Below are 16,097 nucleotides of genomic sequence, written 5' to 3' on the forward strand. Positions count from 1 at the left end.
AATGTTTAGCTCATTTTCCACCCCACACAAGAAAAATCCCACCACATATTATGTGATAGGATTAGTATTTTTATTCCATTTCGAAGCTTTCGCTCTTAATCTTATCAGGTAAGATCAGAGACAAAAGAATACACAAGATGGCTGGTATCAACCATGGCAGTGATGCTCCTGATAATGGTAAGAAGTTAATGAGGGCATTGAGTCCCGCAAGTTTAAACTGGCTTCCAATTACACTAAGCAAGGCAATCAGCGTGACTACTGCAACTGTCACTTGCATACCAGGTTTAGACAAGGCCACGAACTTGTTGGCAATCACAATCATGACAATCGTGATGGTAATTGGGTAGAGAATCAAAAGCACTGGCACTGAGAAAGCAATGATATTATTAAGTCCCAAGTTGGCAATCGCAAAGCCAATCAAGGTAAAGATAATGGCGTAAGCCTTGTAAGATACTTTCGGAAATGCCTTGTGGAAGAATTCCCCAGTCGCAACGATAAGTCCTGCGGTTGTTGTGAAGCAAGTCACTGTCACCATGATAGCTAGGAAAATCTGAGCCGCTGGTCCAAAGATGGCTTGTGTGGCTTGTGACAAGACACTTGCACCAATATTGGCATCTTTTGGTAATCCCGCCACTTGGAGTGGGAAATGATTCCCCAAAAAGGCTAATCCCAAATACAGAGCACCGAAGAGGATAGTCACTACGAAACCAACGACCCAAATCGTTGAGATATACTCTTTTTTAGACTTGAAGCCTAATTGGTTGAGTGTGACTACTGCTACTACACTGAAGGCCACAGAAGCCAAGGCATCCAAGGTGTTGTAGCCTTCCAAGAATCCTTTACCAAAAGCAGAAGCCTGATATGCTTGACTTGCATCCTGAGGATTGTAACCACCATATTTAAATGCTCCTGCCACGATAACGACAACAATCATGATGGCAAAGATAGGCGTCAATATACGTCCAATACTATCTAGAATTTTAGATGGATTCATGGCAATCCAAAGTGCTAGAACAAAGTAGATTACGGTAAAGACAAAGAGCCAAAGGCTAGTATGTCCACTTCCAATCAAAGGCGAGAAGCCAATTGAAAAAGCTGTCGCTGCTGTCCTTGGAATGGCAAAGAAAGGACCAATGGACAGATAAAGTACTGCCAAATAGACTAGGGCAAACTTAGGCGAGATTTTTTGAGAAATCTCATGAATGTAACCCTTAGGATTTAAAGTCCCGATAACCAGTGTTAGGATGGCAATACCAACACCTGATAGGACAAAGCCTGCGATGGCTGGCCAAAAATGACCTCCAGAATCAAAGCCTAACTGAGGGGGAAAGGTCAGATTTCCCGCTCCAAAGAACATACCAAACAACAATAAAGCTGTAAGGCTTCCCTTTTTTAACATAAGTTTCTCCAATCTAAAACAAACAAGATCTTATGCCCCAAATAGACACAACTTGTTTATTATAATTTTAGTCAACTTATTTAGTATGACATGATTAGTTTGGAACTTCAAGCTATTGAAACGTATTTACAAAGGTTTTTAAAATTGCAAATTTTCTGTATCCTTGTACGAAAAAACTAGACAAGATTCTCATCTCGTCTAGTTTGATATTTTGATTATGGGTGACTGACAATCAATTCAAGCTCTCCCTTAATTTGCCATGCTTCAACATCGCTAGGAAGAATAAAGTGGCTACCTTTGGCAATGTCGTAATCTTGCCCGTCTACTTTAAGGCTTCCTTGGCCATCAAGCACACTGAACAAACTGTAATCAGCGGTCTTTTCAAAATCAGCCTTACCTGAGATTTCCCATTTATATACGGCAAAGAAATCACTAGCTACTAAGAGCGTTGATTTGAGGTCATCTACTTTTGTTGTGACTGGGCGACTGTTGGCAGGTTCTCCGATAGTAAGCACATCGATAGATTTTTCCAGATGGAGCTCACGCAAGTTTCCTTGGTCATCTTTACGGTCAAAATCATAAACACGATAAGTCGTATCACTAGATTGTTGCGTTTCAAGAACCATGATACCTGCGCCAATAGCATGCATGGTACCACTTGGTACATAGAAGAAATCTCCTGCTTTAACTGGAACTTTGGTCAAGAGATTTTCCCAATCCTTACTTTCAATTTGCTGGCGCAATTCTTCTTTTGATTTAGCGTTGTGACCATAAATGATTTCTGCGCCTGGTTCAGCGGCAATGATATACCAACATTCTGTTTTACCAAGCTCACCTTCATGTTCAAGTCCATAAGCATCATCTGGGTGGACCTGAACTGAAAGCCAATCATTGGCATCCAAAATCTTTGTCAAAAGTGGGAAGACAGGTTCCTGACGATTGCCAAACAATTCTCGATGCTCTGCATAAAGAACATCTAAAGTTTGACCAGCATAACGACCATTCTTAATAGTCGATACACCATTTGGGTGAGCTGAGATAGCCCAGTACTCTCCAACATGGTCGCTTGGAATGTCGTAGCCAAAGACATCACGCAAATGCGTGCCACCCCAAATTTTCTCTTGCATGACAGATTGCAAAAATAAAGGTTCAGACATAATATTCTCCTTATTCTAGGAACGAGAGCCTCAGAGTCTCTGGGAAATTTTAGAAAAACGACCATCAGTGATAGAGTTGTAGATGGATAAATTCCAAATATGTCTGTAAATCACATGCAAGTCACTAGTCCTCTTATTTACCAAAATTTTAGGCAAGTTCTTATGATTGTTAAATCCATTATAAGCATAATTTGTGAGAAATTCAACAAGCCTTTATAGAACAAATTAAGAATTTAATTTCCCGGTCACTACCAGTAATTATTTGACAAAAAAATATTTTGTTAACCGTTTTCCTGAATCTATCTAGATACTGTCAATAATTATGTGTAAACACTTAAGTAGAGTTACGGAGTTTTAATCAAATAAGCTTTCAAGTTTGTCAGAACATTGGCCAAACCCTTTATGGATGCGTTGACTTTGAAGCTTGTCTAACAGAGTGGACCAAGAAGCATTGTTTTCATTTGGGGCGATTTCATATCCAAGAACAAGCTTCTGTCCTTCTGGCGTAATGCAAGTGCGATATGAATACATTCTTTACTAACGGTTCCACGTCTTAATGGAAGATAGGTTCCGTCAAGAAATAACACAGAGTAACTGGCTTCTAAGCTTCGCTCATGAAAAGCAGCGACATTCTCCTGAGTTGCTTTTGAGCTAGGAAGTTAAGTAGTTCTGTGCTAAACTGAGTCATAGGAATAAATCTCTTTCTAGTAATGTTTCGCAACTCTACTATAACGGATTTATTCCTTTTTGTGTTTACACAACTTTTTGTACACTACCGAATCACCTCGTAGTTTTGTTATTCTGATTTTCCAGTATTAACCACATCTTTATCCGATACTCGCAGAATTATTCAATACCTCTTTTGTCTGGGAATTGAAGGTCACTGTAAATTCATACACCTGACCTTTTTCAGGCGAACTGGTTTTCAGTGCTGTAACACTTACAATATTTTCATATGCTGCTCCCTGTTTCTGTTCGGAATCCAGCGGTACAAACTCATTTTCACTGATTTGTTTTCCAACACTATAAGAAAAATCGTCCTCATCAATGTCAACCGCATACTCGTTAGAAATCATCTGATTTGCCTCTTTAATAATCTGTTTTTCTTTTTCAGAATACGCACTATCCTTTGTTCCACATCCTGAAAGCGCCCCAATTACCAGTACTGTGGAAATCAGTATACTCAAAATCCTCTTCATCTTTTAAATCCTCTCATTACTCTGATATACTTTACGGAAAACTGCCTTTTTGTAGGAAACATTAATAATAAAATAAACTACGGTCTGCACTGCAAACAACACAATGGTACATCTGAAAGCGACAGGCACATTAGAAACGATTACATATCGCTCATTGATTACAATTCCAATCCACAGATATGCTACTGCGACAAGAAATGGTATCCACAAGATCAGGGATGTCACCTTATTCAGCGCAGTGGACAGTTCTTTTTTCGACAGGCCGATCTTGACAATGCCTTTGTACTTTTTGCACTCTGCTTCCAGTTCCGAATAGAGTCTGGAATAGATAAAGCTGGCGACAGCAAGAATGAATGTAAAGCACAGCATACTTCCAATGTATAAGGTCAGATTGTTCTGCAGCCGCGTAGAGTCATAATAACTGTATGCATCGATTACATTAGCATCTCTGGACTCAATCGTAGACTTCAACTTATTTTTTATCGTTTCCGGACTATAGCTGTTCGTTTCCCAATTATCATAGAGAAATGCCGTGATAGTTGTATTTTTCATCTGTGGCTGCAATGCTTCAAAAACAGCATCATTTAAAACACAAATACCGTTGGTAAACCCAGACAAAGTGATGACGGAATCCGTATTTCCCTCTACGGATAATGTCAGACCATTTTCTGCAAAAAAATGTCTGCATTGCAGATGGAATTGTTTTTATTGTTTCTCCTACATTTCCTGTAACGAGAAAAACTCCGTCTTTTGAAACTGCCACCGGTTCTCTGTCCAGAAACTCCATCATTTTATTATAGTCACTGGCAGAAATGATTGCTGTGAGAGACTGCTCCGATTTGCTGTACCACAGATCAAAGGTTGCCTCCTGATATCCTGGCAGGTTTTGCAGTTCCTTTTCAATCACAGCCAGATTGCCGGAAACATCCGCATTTTCTGTCCATGCATTGTAACTTATGGCATATGGCATGATCTTTTCCGTTTCTTCTTTCACGCTTGTTGACATGGAAAACAAAATAATGATGGCAAAAAATGAAATAGCATACAACACGGTTGAAATTGTCATTGCCTGTGTATTTGCCCTCATTTTCGCTTTCCTGTCACTGCTGTAGAGCAGACGCCCTTTTGCGTGACTGCCTTTGGTAAGAGCAAGGGCTATGCGCATTCCATATGCAAACAGCAGATATGTCCCGAGAACAACCGTAAGAAGCATGGCAAAAGGTGTAATAAAGTTTTCCTGTATGTCTTTCGCCATCTGTGTTTTCCCTACCAAAACACCTGTCAACAAGACCACTAAGATGAAAAAGATAATAAGGAAGGGCAATAACTTCTGAGGCTCTTCACCAGTCACCTCTGTTTTTAACAGCCGCACGACTTCTTTTTTGCGGATCAGCTTCGGTGTAAAAAAAGCAATAGATAGAAATACAAGCCCCAATGCGATTATGGTTACAACAATTGCCTGTATCGGAAAATAAAACGTAAAATCAGTTACACCGATGACCTTATTGGCAAAGTCGAGAAAGAATTTCGAAAACACCAGTCCCAGAATGATACCTGTTATGATGGATACAAATCCAACAACCATATTTTCCAAAAATATAAGCTTATTCAACTGCTTTTTAGATGCTCCCAAAATCGTGATCAAACCAAATTGTTTGCTTCTGCTTTTCAAAAAGCATGCTACAGAATAAGAAATAAAACAAATAGTAAATCCAATTGACAGAATCTCTCCTGATATAAGAATAAGTCCCATTGCGCTTTGTTTATCTACGACGCTCATAGCAGGATGGAAAGATAAAACCGTAAACAGGAAGAAAACAAATACAGAAAATACGCAATTTACAAAGTAAAATATATAATTTCTTCTGTCACGACTGATATTTTTACGGGCAAAATCAAATAATGTCACGTGGCTCACCTCCCAAAAGGCTCATGGCGTCAGCAATTTCCTGCTGAAAAGCTCTTCGATTTCCACCAGAGACAATCTCCTGATACAGCTGTCCGTCCTTGATGATCAGTACACGCTTACAATAGCTTGCCACAAAAGAATCGTGGGTTACCATCAGGATAGTCGCATTTTGCGTTTCATTCAGCATTTGGAAAAGTTCCATAACATCCTTTGTCGCCTTAGAATCCAGATTTCCAGTTGGTTCATCAGCTAACAGCAGTGATGGATTGGTTACAACTGCACGGGCAACAGCGGTTCGCTGTGCCTGACCTCCAGATATTTCAAAAGTCCGTTTCGAAAGAAGCTGCTCTATTCCCAGCATCTTAGCAACTTCCTCAGTGCGTTTTTTGATTTCAGGAACAGGAATCCCCTCCAATGTCAATGGTAACATGATATTCTCCCCAACTGTCAGTGTATGAATCAGATTAAAATCCTGGAATACAAAACCAAGCGTACTGCGTCTGAAATGTGCCAGTTCATCATCATTCATTTTATGAGGATCTTGTCCATCAATGCTTACATTACCACTGGTAGGATGATCAATCGTTGAAACTACATTCAAGAGGGTACTCTTACCACTTCCTGACGGTCCCATGATTGCCACAAACTCACCTTTTTCAATACTAAAATTAATATCACTCAAAGCCGTATATGGAACCTTTCCCTCATATATTTTTCCAAGATGTTCTGTTGTTAAAATAGACATTGTAAAACCTCCGTTATTGTTATGCAAAATAGCTTATAATCGCAATGATCCACAAATGGGCAGGATAAAAAACATAAAAGAAATATTTCGTAAATTTATTATTTTTGCCTCGTTCTCCATTGTAAAGATACATAAATGGAAGAACTGTAATAAATAACCAGTCCGAATTATATAATATCATATCCAGAGCAATCCAAGGATCGTCATAGCTAAATACGCCACTTATAGAAAATTTTGCAAGAATTAATGCATATATAATATATCCTAAATTTCGTTTTTTCGGCGATTTCCTAAACATATAAGTGATAAGCATAAATGGTATTACAATAATACCACCTTCGGCAAATGTGAATCCTACAATAAATACACAGATTGCCAACAACACTTTAAGCACTCTTGTTAAGAAATTTTTTACGAACCACTTTTTGGAATCTGCAATTATATTCAGAATCAACACCCCCAGTGCCAGTGTCAAAAAGATATTGTTATCAATATGAATATCTTTGCTTCTTAATAATACTTCCATCAAACCGTTTCCAGCCGCCATAAATGCAGCCCAGCCAAACAATCTCAGATTGTATCGGATCTGACTCCTTGTGTGCAGAAAACCTTCTACAGCATTAAATGCAAACCATACCCCTACGCAACGCGTTACTGCATGGAATATACCTACCAATAAAGGTGGCACCAGTCCTGGAATATGTGGCAAATGATCTAATACCATAAGCATTGCCATAAACATCTTAATTTGAAATGCATTAAATTGACATCGTTTATTATTTTGAACAGACATTAATATGTCCTCCTTAATCGTTCTGTAGTCAGTATACTAGAAAGATTCATAAATAAAAATCGAGAAAGATTACAGAACATGACAACTTTGTAATCTTTCTCGAAATGTTGAAACAAGTTATGATTGATCTTATTTGTGGTTGCTAAAATAGATTGTAAACGTACTTCCTTTTCCTAATTCTGACTGCACTTCAATGGTGTGTCCCAGATAATCTAAAATCTGCTTTACCATATACAAACCCAATCCACTGGATTCTCCGCGCTGTCTCCCATTCTGACCGGTGAAGAACAAATCATAAATCCGTCTGATATCACGGGGATCTATCCCACAGCCTTCATCCTGAATCTGCAAGACAGCGGAATCTCCCCTATTCTCAGCACAAATGACGATTTTTCCACCTTCATTGCTATACTTGAGTGCATTCGTCAAAAGCTGATACAAGACAAACCGCAGCCATTTGGTATCGCTATAAACCACAAGCTCCTCCGTCACTGCAAGCTTTGGAAAAATGCCCTTTGTGATGAACGAGCTTTTCAGCTCATTGATGCAGTCTTTGCAGACACTATTCAGATTGACCTTTTCCGAATGAAAATCATTTTTTATTTCATCCAGTTTATACATATTTAAAACCTGATCCAGGTCATATTGTATCTGCGATGCTGAATGTGCTATTTTAGAAAAATCAGAATCACCTTTTTTTGTTTTCTGAGATCAGACGGATTACAGACAGAGGTGTTTTAAGCTGATGCACCCACCGATAGATCATGACCTTGCTTTGCTTTTGCTGCTCCTCCAGACGAGTTATACGACTTAGATATATGCGGTGCTGCTGCTCAATCAATTCCCGATAATGCTGTTCCTCACGTCCTTTCGGTTCTCTGATCAGGAAATCTTCCATAGCCTTATCTTCATCACAAAGTATTTCATAAAAGTCCCATGTTGAATATAATCTGTAGAGCAGAAAGCAAAACAGAACAAATAAGGATAGTAATACATAATACCACCATGCTCCCTCGGGATTCTCATTGATCACCGTTAAATAAACAGTCATAATGAAAGTTGGCGCTGCAAGAAAAAGAAGGATTACCCATAAATGATCCAGAAAAAAACATTTTAAATGTCTTACAAAACGTTTATTTTTCATCTCCATCATCTCCCAAACGATATCCTATGCCTCTGACTGGTTTTATATTCAACGTAGAGCCGATACCGTCTAAGCGTTTACGGATCCTGCTGATGGTCACATTTAAAGTGTTTTCCTCCACAAAATTATCATTATCCCAAATTTCATTCAGAAGATCTTCGCGGCTTACGACATCCGGATAGTTCTGAAACATGATCCGTATTACGCCTGCTTCTGTCTTAGATAATTCCGTTTCTTTCCCATTGCACCGAAGTACCAGACGATTTTGTGAAAAGCTACAGTCTCCACAACTCAAATCATTCGTAACAGCTGTGACATATTCACCATAAGTACGGCGAAGAATGGCTGTAACCTTTGCTGTAAGCACATCCAGTGAAAACGGCTTTGTCACATAATCGTCTCCACCATTCATCATCGCATACACCTGATCCGAATCTGCATTACGGGAAGACATAAAAATAATCGGACAGGAACTTTTTTCTCTGATTTTTCCGCACCAATAAAATCCATCATAGGCAGGCAGATTAATATCCAACAGCACCAGATGTGGTTTTGCTTTTTCAAATTCTTTTAAAACATTATGGAACTCTATACATTTTTCAATAGTAAATCCAAATTTCTCCAAATGGCGTGAAACCAATTCTGCAATATCTGGATCATCCTCTACAATCATAATTTTATAATTCATACATCACCTGTATTCTAAATATCCTTTCTCCCCATCCATCTGGGACTTCACAAACACTTCATTCACATTAGGATAATGGATAGAACCAAGGTCTTCATTCCACAAGGTTCCATTATCGGTATGATGCTGGAAATTCCTGCCCACCAAATTATCGTTCAAAGTACTGCCTTGGGTGGTATCGCCCAGCACGATACCTTTAGTTGGCAGATATAGGACAAGCACTTCGTCCAACTGGAAAAGACCAACAGTGATAGCCAACAAGTAGACACAACCTTCAAGGAGTGGGTGGCCACAGTCCCTGATGAGGAACTCCAGCTCTACTTCGACCTCTTCTTTGGCACTATTCTTGATGCTGGTATTAGCTCCATCAATGACCTGTCTTCCTTCAAGGCTATTGAACCTATTCATCATCTCTTGTCCAAGCTCAATCCCTCACTCCAAAAGAAAGGGAAACCATGGGGTGCCTTACCCAATTATTGATTGATACCCGTTACCAGGCCTAGAAAAATAGATAGTACTCTTGAAAATCAAATATATACAAAACAAAAGACCTAGAATACATACTTTCATGTGCATTCTAGGTCTTTTAAAATGTACATTATTACCAAAGAATTCCCTTATAGGAAAATAGCAGGGATAAAAATAATAATCCGTATAAGAACATAAAGAGCCACTTTAATTTTACACACAAGGCTACATATTCACGGATAAAGGCTGATGGAATGTAGTAGCCCGCTGTCCGACAACCTAGACCATCACCTTTCATTTTTAGCTTGCGAGCATAGGTACTAGTTCTAAAGACATGATAATCATTTGTTACAAAGAGAAATTGTGGTTTAGCTACCAGTTTCTCGCCAAGTTCTTTAGAATAGAGGAGGTTTTCGTAGGTAGTAGTTGACTTATCTTCTAGGATGATTGCTTCTCTTGGCACATCTGTTTCTTCTAGTAAATAGTTAACAATCGCCTGTGCCTCAGAAATCTTTTCGTCCGCCCCTTGTCCACCGCTGGCTATGATTTTAATATGAGGATTCTTAGACTTGTGGTAAGCTTCTACTGCCTTATCGATCCTCCTCTTCAGCAAAGGTGTTACCTTTTCTCCACCTAACAAACCTGCACCATGAATGACAATAAAATCATAATGCTTCTTCTTAGGAATAAAGAGATACAAGATAGAGTACAACATAAAACCTGCAAAGGCAAAACCAAAAATAAAGTAAGAATAAGTGATAAATACAAATAGAATATTGATCAGATGGTTATTGAACAATAAATCGCCTCTATCTCCAAAGCGAAATAACATCAAGGCAAAAAATAGCAAAATGGCTATTCCAAAGAGCGTTGAGAGATAATTAGCCTTTGAACGTCCCTCTCGCTTCAGCAGGATAACGCCATTATAGATTAAAAAGATACCACTCAGAAAAATCAGCAAGGGGAGTAAAACAAAGGCAAAGCCAAATAAAGCATCCTGAACATTCTCATTCCCATTTTTATAAAAAAGGTCGGATAGATAAATATAACTTGAAATAAGAGATAATAAAAATAATACTGGATTCCACAAACTTCTATTATCCTTCCAAAATGACACTATAAAGGCTAATATAATTCCTATAACGAGATACATTTCTTCCTCCTTTAATGATTCTATTTTATCAAAATTATCCAAAGAAAAAAAGAGGGCATCTCTCCCTCTTAATCCTTCATTTGACTCTCTGCATCTGCCACGACTTGTTCTAGACTGGTTCTGACCAAGCTCCGCCTCCATAGCCAGGTGTATTCTCTCCAATTTTTGATCCAAGACATCATGAATATGAGCTCCAACTGGGCAATTTGGATTTGGATTGTCATGAAAACTAAAGAGTTGACCTGTCTTACCAAGACACTCAACCGCTTGATAACCATCTCTTCTAAGTGGTCATCTCGACGTCCATAAGAGGGGATCAAAGCTGGACTAAAGTTTCCATTACGATCTCTAGGAATGCTCAACTGAACAGTCCCATATTTGGTTTCAAATTTCCGTGAATACGTTCCATTACGACTATTACCATAAATATAGCCTACTTTATCGTAAGGCTCATACCCTAAAAAGGCTGACAATTCTGCTTGAAGTAGATCATTCATAGCCGTTTCAAGAGAAGTACGGAAAAATTCATCAATATCTTGCTTTTGGGCTAGGAAGTTAAGTAGTTCTGTGGTAAGCTGAGTCATAGGAATAAATCTCTTTCTGGTAATGTTTCGCAACTCTACTATAACGGATTTATTTCTTTTTGTGTTTACACAACTTATTGTATACTACCTCTACCTATTTGTACTAAGTAAATTTTTTAGCTATAATGATAGAAGTATTTTATGAAAGGAAATCTCTCAATGAAATTCTATTCCTACGACTATGTGCTAAGTCAGATTAGCCAACAAAACTGGGTTATGGTTGCCATTACTGCAGGACTTATTTTAGTGACCGGTGTATTTGCTTTTAAAGCCTTCAAAGAACGCCATGATACTAAGTTTCGTGAACTCTCTATTATTTCTATTCTAACCTTAGTTGCCGTGGTTCTAATTGCTATCAGTAATTTCCAAAGCAATCAATCAAACGATAACCAATTTAGAGCATCTCTTCACTTTATCGAGGTTGTCTCTAAAAATCTCGACGTTGATAAGAGCAAGGTTTATGTTAATACTTCTACCACTACAGATGGTGCTATTCTCAAAGTTGGAAACAAGTACTATCGTGCCATCTCAGGTTCAGAACCTGACAGCTACTTGCTAGAACAAATAAAACTTTACAAGTCTGATGTTGAACTCGTGGAGGTTAAAAAATGACATCTTTTTATCTTGCTGTTGCAATTAAACTAGCTTTGGGGCTTATTTCACTCGTCTTTGTTATCAATTTAACAGGTAAAGGAAACCTAGCACCTAGCTCAGCTACTGACCAAGTACAGAACTTTGTTCTTGGTGCAATCCTCGGTGGTACAATTTATAGTAGTACCGTTTCAATCCTCCAATATATCGTGATTTTGATTATTTGGACGATTTTGATTTTACTTCTAAAATGGCTAATTACCAATATTCTCTTTATCAAACATTTGATTGACGGTAAACCAACTGTCATCATCAAACATGGTCAACTAGATCCTGAAGCTTGTCGCTCTAAAGGACTTTCAGCCTCTGATGTCGCTTTAAAATTACGTTCCCAAGGAATTTTTCAACTTAAAGAGGTTAAACGTGCAGTTATTGAACAGAACGGCCAATTGATTGTGGTTCGTGCGGGTGATGAAAATCCGAAATACCCAATCGTTACTGATGGGGTCATTCAAACAGAAATTCTTGATACTATTGGTAAAACGGAAGATTGGTTAAATGAAGAGCTTCAAAAATTAGGATATGAAAACGTTTCGGATATCTTTATTGCTGAATACGATAAAGGAAACATTAATGTCGTTACTTATTAAACAAATCACTTGCATTACCGTTTAATATTGTCTACAATGGTCTCATCATAAAAAGGAGGTTCTACTATGGGAATCGAAGATAAATTGAATCAAGCTAAAGGCGCTCTTAAAGAGGGTGCTGGTAAACTGACTGGCGACAAAAAGACTGAAGTCGAAGGTGCTGTTGAAAAAGTGGTAGCAAAAGCAAAAGACGGTATCGAAGATGTTAAAGAAGGCGTTGAAGGTGCTGTTGAAGGCCTTAAAAATGCTTTTTCTAAAAAATAATAATAAATAAACAGAAGCTCTTTTCCTTTTTTGAAGAGGGCTTCTGTTTTTCTTTATGTTCTTAACTAGAATTACTTACGAGAATGCTTGCTTCCTTTAATTGCAAATGATGTTGTCATAAGTACAGCCCCTAATGCACCTAGTCCCAAACTGCTCACATCACCAGTATTTGGTAGACTTGATTTACTTGTTTGATTGCTTTGTGAACTTTTAGATGACTGATTAGCCTTAGAGCTTGTTTGGGTATTTTGTTTCTGAGCAAGATTAGTTTGTACGACTGAGCTTACATTTTCCTTTTGACTTGAAACTTCTCTTGTCTGACCTTTTGCTGCTTCAGAAGTTTGATTTTGAGTAAGAATCTTATTCAATTTCTCAGCAGTCTCTTGAGCTTGTTGTTGGGCACTGCTTGTCGCATTAGTCATTGTTTGTGTCGATTGCTCTTTTGTAGGCTGGTTAGCAAGAGAGGTATTTGATTTAAGCGATGCTCCTTCAGAGCTTGAAGGATTTGATGTTGGCGTATTTTGATTTGATAAAGCTGTGTTTGTCGCTGTCATTGCTGGATCATTGGTAGCTGGTTGATTAGCACTGCTGCTTGTCGTAGAGCTCATATTTATAGAGTTTGAGTTACTTGTTTGACTAGCAAAGTTTGGTGGGGTTGGATGTCCAGTATTAGCCGTCTGGCTTGTTGAACTTGTACTACTTGTGCTAGTTGTATTCTCAGAACTTGTCGAAGCAGATTGGCCCCATGGGGTATTGACGGTACCCGTATTTGTAGAGCTGCCACCATAGCTAGTTGGTCCGCCGTAGCCTCCGAAGTTATCAGACATTGAACTGTTACCAAAACCACCACCTGGGAAGCCGCCCATGCCACCAGCACCAGGACCATTGTTTGTGCCTTCTTCAGTAGCTGTTGCAGTCACACTAGCACCACTTGATGTCGTAATGGTATAGGTTTCACCCGAAGTTAGACTCTCGGTACTAAAGACCACATTTCCAAATGAAGTTGTTGCTGTTGTGGTCGCTACAACATTTCCAGAACTATCTGTAACTGTGATGGTATCTCCAGCACTACCAGAGATGTTGGCCATGATATAAGACTGGCTTGAACCCGTTGTAAAGGCCTGAGCCATTCCTTGGTTACCTATGGCCCAAACGGTACCGCCAGAAATAATACCTGTTCCATCGTAGTCGATAGCAGCATTATCTGCACTTGTCTGAGCGACATAGAGAGAACCACTTTTCACTGTCACATTGCCGTTACTGTCGATACCATCACCTTCTGCCAAGATAGTTACCGTTGCACCGTCAATATTGATGCCCACTTCATTTTCCAAATCAGAAGTCGAATTGGTTAAGCTTGAAGTATCAGCGCTGTCCTTGGTCGTCCACTCAGTGGCGTTAATACCATCATCACCAGCAGTGATATCAACGGTTCCACCTGTCAAATTGATATAACGCCCTTCAAGGCCTTCGTCACCTGCTACGACTGTTACTTTAGAATTGCCTTCGACAGTCAATTCATCCGTAACCGTAATACCTTTGTCAGTTGCATTAATGGTTACCGTTGAGTCGGTAATCGTCAAATCACCACTATTAACATCTGTTTCGTCTTCCACTTGGATACCGTCATCTGTTGCTGTAATATTGACTGTGGCATTTTTAATGGTTACAGCTGTCGTTGCATTGATGCCATCCTTGGCCTCAGAAGTCAAATCAAGTGTTACAGAGTCAATCGTTACACTGTCAGCCTTGATGGCATGCTTTTCAGTACTTGAAAGAGTCAGAGTACTTCCAGTACCACTTGTGATTGTCAAAGCCCCAGTCGCTTCAATTGCGTTATCAGAGGTTGATGAAATGGAACTATCTGAAAGAACATTCACCGTCAATTCTGCTGAAGAATTGGAAGTAATAGACTAATCCGTTAAAGTCACACCATCCAAGTAGATTGTAACTGGATCTGTCACGCTTCCCGCTACAATAATAGTATAGCTTGAACCATTTCCGGTCAAAGTGTATGATCCTGATTGATTAATGGTAACGGTAGTACCATCAACTGTTACTGTGCTACTATCACTCGTTACAACAGTTGTCCCATTAAAGGTAATCGTGGTCGTCGTGCTTTCTGAATCAGTGCCGTTAGACTCAGTTGTTGCCTCAGAAGCAGTATCAGAAGAATTGTTAGTTAGAACAGAAGCCGTTTCTGAGGCAGTCGCTTCAGTGGTATTTGTGCTTGTATTAGTGCTAGTGTTTTCTTCTGTAGTGGTCGTTGCTGTATCTGAAGTCTCTTCAGTTGTAGTTTCTGAAGTTTCTGAAGAACTTGTTGTTGAAGTTGTATCAGTTCCTGAACTGTCAGATGTTTCACTGCTTGTTGATGTAGCAGTCGTGTCCTCTGTCGTACTTGTTGTACTTATTGTTGACGAATCAGTGTCTGAAGTTGAAGCCGCAGTTGAAGTACTTGTAGCCGATTCTGTGCTTGTTTCAGTAGTGCTTGACGAATCTTCTGTCTGCACACTTTCTTCAATTAAATCAGCAGTGGTTTCACCCGTCGTAACCGTTGAGAGCGTTGAATCAGTGTTCGTCTCATCAGCTGAAGCCTTATTTTCATTTAAGACAACAGAGCTTCCAAAAATTAAGCTCGCTACTAGAACTGAACCTGCAGTTTTCCATTTTGATGATTTCTTAATGGCATAACGTTCTTGTGTTTGTTTGCTATGTTTGTATGTCATATGTTCTACCTCTTACTTACTTTTGTGATGACTCTATTAAACACGAGAAAGCTAAGACAAGGCTTAAAGAAAAGTTAATCTTTCCTTAAAGTAAAAAAGTCCTCAAGATATTGGGAACTTTCAATTTCTAGGATAGACCACTCTAAATTCTTCTAAAACAACTAGACTTTCCTGACTAAAATGTAATCCAACCTCTTCCAACCAATTGCTAAAGAGATTCTCATGAAGCTCTTTCCAATAGGTTAGCCCACGGTCTACTTCACCTTCCTTGTAGGCATGGTCTTTAGAAACCTCTTTAAATGGGATAATCTCAACTTTCGTCGTTTCAATAATACAAATAGCATTCTCCTTACTATCAAGAATGACGCTCAGTTCATTTTCCTTGGGCAATGGTTCATTCCCCACTGCATACAAGTCAAAAGCTGAACTGGTTGCTGTCTTTTGCCCCATCAATACGAGTTCTGCCAAATAATCTGCTTCCACGCCAAAGGCCCAGGCATCAATCTTATCTCCGATTGTCTGATTTAAAATCTTATAGGCTTGCCACATCTGGTCTGATTTCATCAATCTACTCCTGCTTTTACTTCCCTTCCATTATATCAAAAAACGCTAGATCATCAGACCTAA

The 16,097-nt window shown here is 39.0% G+C and carries 15 protein-coding genes and 4 pseudogenes; 4 read left to right on the forward strand and 15 right to left on the reverse strand.

Annotation, left to right across the window (positions count from 1 at the left end; all coding sequences use genetic code 11):
* Positions 1-70 precede the first annotated feature (70 nt).
* From brnQ to SSAL8618_RS06690, 11 genes and pseudogenes are all read right to left on the reverse strand, one after another.
* Positions 71-1,399: a branched-chain amino acid transport system II carrier protein gene (gene brnQ, locus SSAL8618_RS06650; protein WP_038676301.1), complete on the reverse strand. Its 1,329-nt coding sequence runs from the start codon at positions 1,397-1,399 to the stop codon at positions 71-73.
* A gap of 215 nt (positions 1,400-1,614) precedes the next feature.
* Positions 1,615-2,556: a mannose-6-phosphate isomerase, class I gene (manA, locus tag SSAL8618_RS06655; RefSeq protein ID WP_038676303.1), complete on the reverse strand. Its 942-nt coding sequence runs from the start codon at positions 2,554-2,556 to the stop codon at positions 1,615-1,617.
* Between the two features lie 399 nt (positions 2,557-2,955).
* Positions 2,956-3,206 (reverse strand): annotated as a pseudogene (locus tag SSAL8618_RS10395) (transposase); the annotation flags it as partial.
* Positions 3,207-3,383: 177 nt separating this feature from the next.
* Entirely contained in the window at positions 3,384-3,743 is a 360-nt protein-coding gene (locus SSAL8618_RS06660; RefSeq protein WP_126405085.1) for a hypothetical protein, read from the reverse strand.
* 15 nt (positions 3,744-3,758) lie between these two features.
* Entirely contained in the window at positions 3,759-4,373 is a 615-nt protein-coding gene (locus SSAL8618_RS06665) for a hypothetical protein (protein WP_038676306.1), read from the reverse strand.
* A complete protein-coding gene (locus tag SSAL8618_RS06670) occupies positions 4,336-5,664 on the reverse strand; it encodes an FtsX-like permease family protein (RefSeq protein ID WP_038676307.1) in 1,329 nt (442 codons plus the stop codon). Before SSAL8618_RS06670 ends, SSAL8618_RS06665 begins: the two co-directional genes overlap by 38 nt.
* Complete coding sequence (locus SSAL8618_RS06675; RefSeq protein WP_269465085.1) at positions 5,651-6,403, reverse strand: ABC transporter ATP-binding protein; 753 nt, start codon at positions 6,401-6,403, stop codon at positions 5,651-5,653. Before SSAL8618_RS06675 ends, SSAL8618_RS06670 begins: the two co-directional genes overlap by 14 nt.
* 25 nt (positions 6,404-6,428) lie before the next feature.
* Entirely contained in the window at positions 6,429-7,202 is a 774-nt protein-coding gene (locus SSAL8618_RS06680; protein WP_038676311.1) for a TraX family protein, read from the reverse strand.
* 129 nt (positions 7,203-7,331) lie between these two features.
* Complete coding sequence (locus SSAL8618_RS10230) at positions 7,332-7,823, reverse strand: sensor histidine kinase (protein WP_052124405.1); 492 nt, start codon at positions 7,821-7,823, stop codon at positions 7,332-7,334.
* Positions 7,824-7,890: 67 nt separating this feature from the next.
* Positions 7,891-8,346 carry a HAMP domain-containing histidine kinase gene (locus SSAL8618_RS10235; protein WP_052124406.1) on the reverse strand — a complete coding sequence of 152 codons (456 nt, stop codon included), beginning with the start codon at positions 8,344-8,346 and terminating at the stop codon, positions 7,891-7,893.
* Positions 8,336-9,034 carry a response regulator transcription factor gene (locus SSAL8618_RS06690; RefSeq protein ID WP_038676313.1) on the reverse strand — a complete coding sequence of 233 codons (699 nt, stop codon included), beginning with the start codon at positions 9,032-9,034 and terminating at the stop codon, positions 8,336-8,338. The genes SSAL8618_RS10235 and SSAL8618_RS06690 overlap by 11 nt, the downstream gene beginning before the upstream one ends.
* Positions 9,035-9,100: 66 nt before the next feature.
* Between SSAL8618_RS06690 and SSAL8618_RS10400 the strand changes: the two are divergent.
* Positions 9,101-9,537, forward strand: a pseudogene (locus SSAL8618_RS10400) (Mbeg1-like protein); the annotation flags it as partial.
* 98 nt (positions 9,538-9,635) lie between these two features.
* Here SSAL8618_RS10400 and SSAL8618_RS06700 read toward each other — a convergent pair.
* Complete coding sequence (locus SSAL8618_RS06700) at positions 9,636-10,655, reverse strand: YdcF family protein (RefSeq protein WP_038676316.1); 1,020 nt, start codon at positions 10,653-10,655, stop codon at positions 9,636-9,638.
* Positions 10,656-10,882: 227 nt separating this feature from the next.
* Positions 10,883-11,239, reverse strand: a pseudogene (locus tag SSAL8618_RS06705) (transposase); the annotation flags it as partial.
* A 159-nt stretch (positions 11,240-11,398) separates the two neighbouring features.
* Here SSAL8618_RS06705 and SSAL8618_RS06710 point away from each other — a divergent pair.
* The 3 genes from SSAL8618_RS06710 (at position 11,399) to SSAL8618_RS06720 (ending at position 12,744) form a co-directional block, all read left to right on the forward strand.
* Positions 11,399-11,851, forward strand: a complete 453-nt coding sequence (locus SSAL8618_RS06710; protein WP_021145095.1) for a DUF3290 family protein — start codon at positions 11,399-11,401, stop codon at positions 11,849-11,851.
* Positions 11,848-12,480 (forward strand): DUF421 domain-containing protein, encoded by a 633-nt coding sequence (locus tag SSAL8618_RS06715; protein ID WP_038676319.1) that lies wholly within the window; start codon positions 11,848-11,850, stop codon positions 12,478-12,480. Before SSAL8618_RS06710 ends, SSAL8618_RS06715 begins: the two co-directional genes overlap by 4 nt.
* Before the next feature lie 66 nt (positions 12,481-12,546).
* A complete protein-coding gene (locus tag SSAL8618_RS06720; RefSeq protein ID WP_008534959.1) occupies positions 12,547-12,744 on the forward strand; it encodes a CsbD family protein in 198 nt (65 codons plus the stop codon).
* A gap of 71 nt (positions 12,745-12,815) precedes the next feature.
* On the opposite strand, the pseudogene SSAL8618_RS06725 reads toward SSAL8618_RS06720, so the two are convergent.
* Positions 12,816-15,470: pseudogene (locus SSAL8618_RS06725) on the reverse strand (carbohydrate-binding domain-containing protein).
* A gap of 120 nt (positions 15,471-15,590) precedes the next feature.
* Positions 15,591-16,034, reverse strand: a complete 444-nt coding sequence (locus tag SSAL8618_RS06730) for an ASCH domain-containing protein (protein ID WP_038676322.1) — start codon at positions 16,032-16,034, stop codon at positions 15,591-15,593.
* Positions 16,035-16,097 lie beyond the last annotated feature (63 nt).

Origin of the sequence: Streptococcus salivarius (assembly GCF_000785515.1) — a bacterium.
GTDB lineage: Bacteria > Bacillota > Bacilli > Lactobacillales > Streptococcaceae > Streptococcus > Streptococcus salivarius.

Excerpts from the sequence above, each read along its gene's own strand:
- brnQ (WP_038676301.1), bottom strand. The coding sequence starts at position 1,399 with ATGTTAAAAAAGGGAAGCCTTACAGCTTTATTGTTGTTTGGTATGTTC.
- manA (WP_038676303.1), bottom strand. The coding sequence starts at position 2,556 with ATGTCTGAACCTTTATTTTTGCAATCTGTCATGCAAGAGAAAATTTGG.
- SSAL8618_RS06680 (WP_038676311.1), bottom strand. The coding sequence starts at position 7,202 with ATGTCTGTTCAAAATAATAAACGATGTCAATTTAATGCATTTCAAATT.
- SSAL8618_RS10230 (WP_052124405.1), bottom strand. The coding sequence starts at position 7,823 with ATGTATAAACTGGATGAAATAAAAAATGATTTTCATTCGGAAAAGGTC.
- SSAL8618_RS10235 (WP_052124406.1), bottom strand. The coding sequence starts at position 8,346 with ATGAAAAATAAACGTTTTGTAAGACATTTAAAATGTTTTTTTCTGGAT.
- SSAL8618_RS06690 (WP_038676313.1), bottom strand. The coding sequence starts at position 9,034 with ATGAATTATAAAATTATGATTGTAGAGGATGATCCAGATATTGCAGAA.
- SSAL8618_RS06700 (WP_038676316.1), bottom strand. The coding sequence starts at position 10,655 with ATGTATCTCGTTATAGGAATTATATTAGCCTTTATAGTGTCATTTTGG.
- SSAL8618_RS06710 (WP_021145095.1), top strand. The coding sequence starts at position 11,399 with ATGAAATTCTATTCCTACGACTATGTGCTAAGTCAGATTAGCCAACAA.
- SSAL8618_RS06715 (WP_038676319.1), top strand. The coding sequence starts at position 11,848 with ATGACATCTTTTTATCTTGCTGTTGCAATTAAACTAGCTTTGGGGCTT.
- SSAL8618_RS06720 (WP_008534959.1), top strand. The coding sequence starts at position 12,547 with ATGGGAATCGAAGATAAATTGAATCAAGCTAAAGGCGCTCTTAAAGAG.
- SSAL8618_RS06730 (WP_038676322.1), bottom strand. The coding sequence starts at position 16,034 with ATGAAATCAGACCAGATGTGGCAAGCCTATAAGATTTTAAATCAGACA.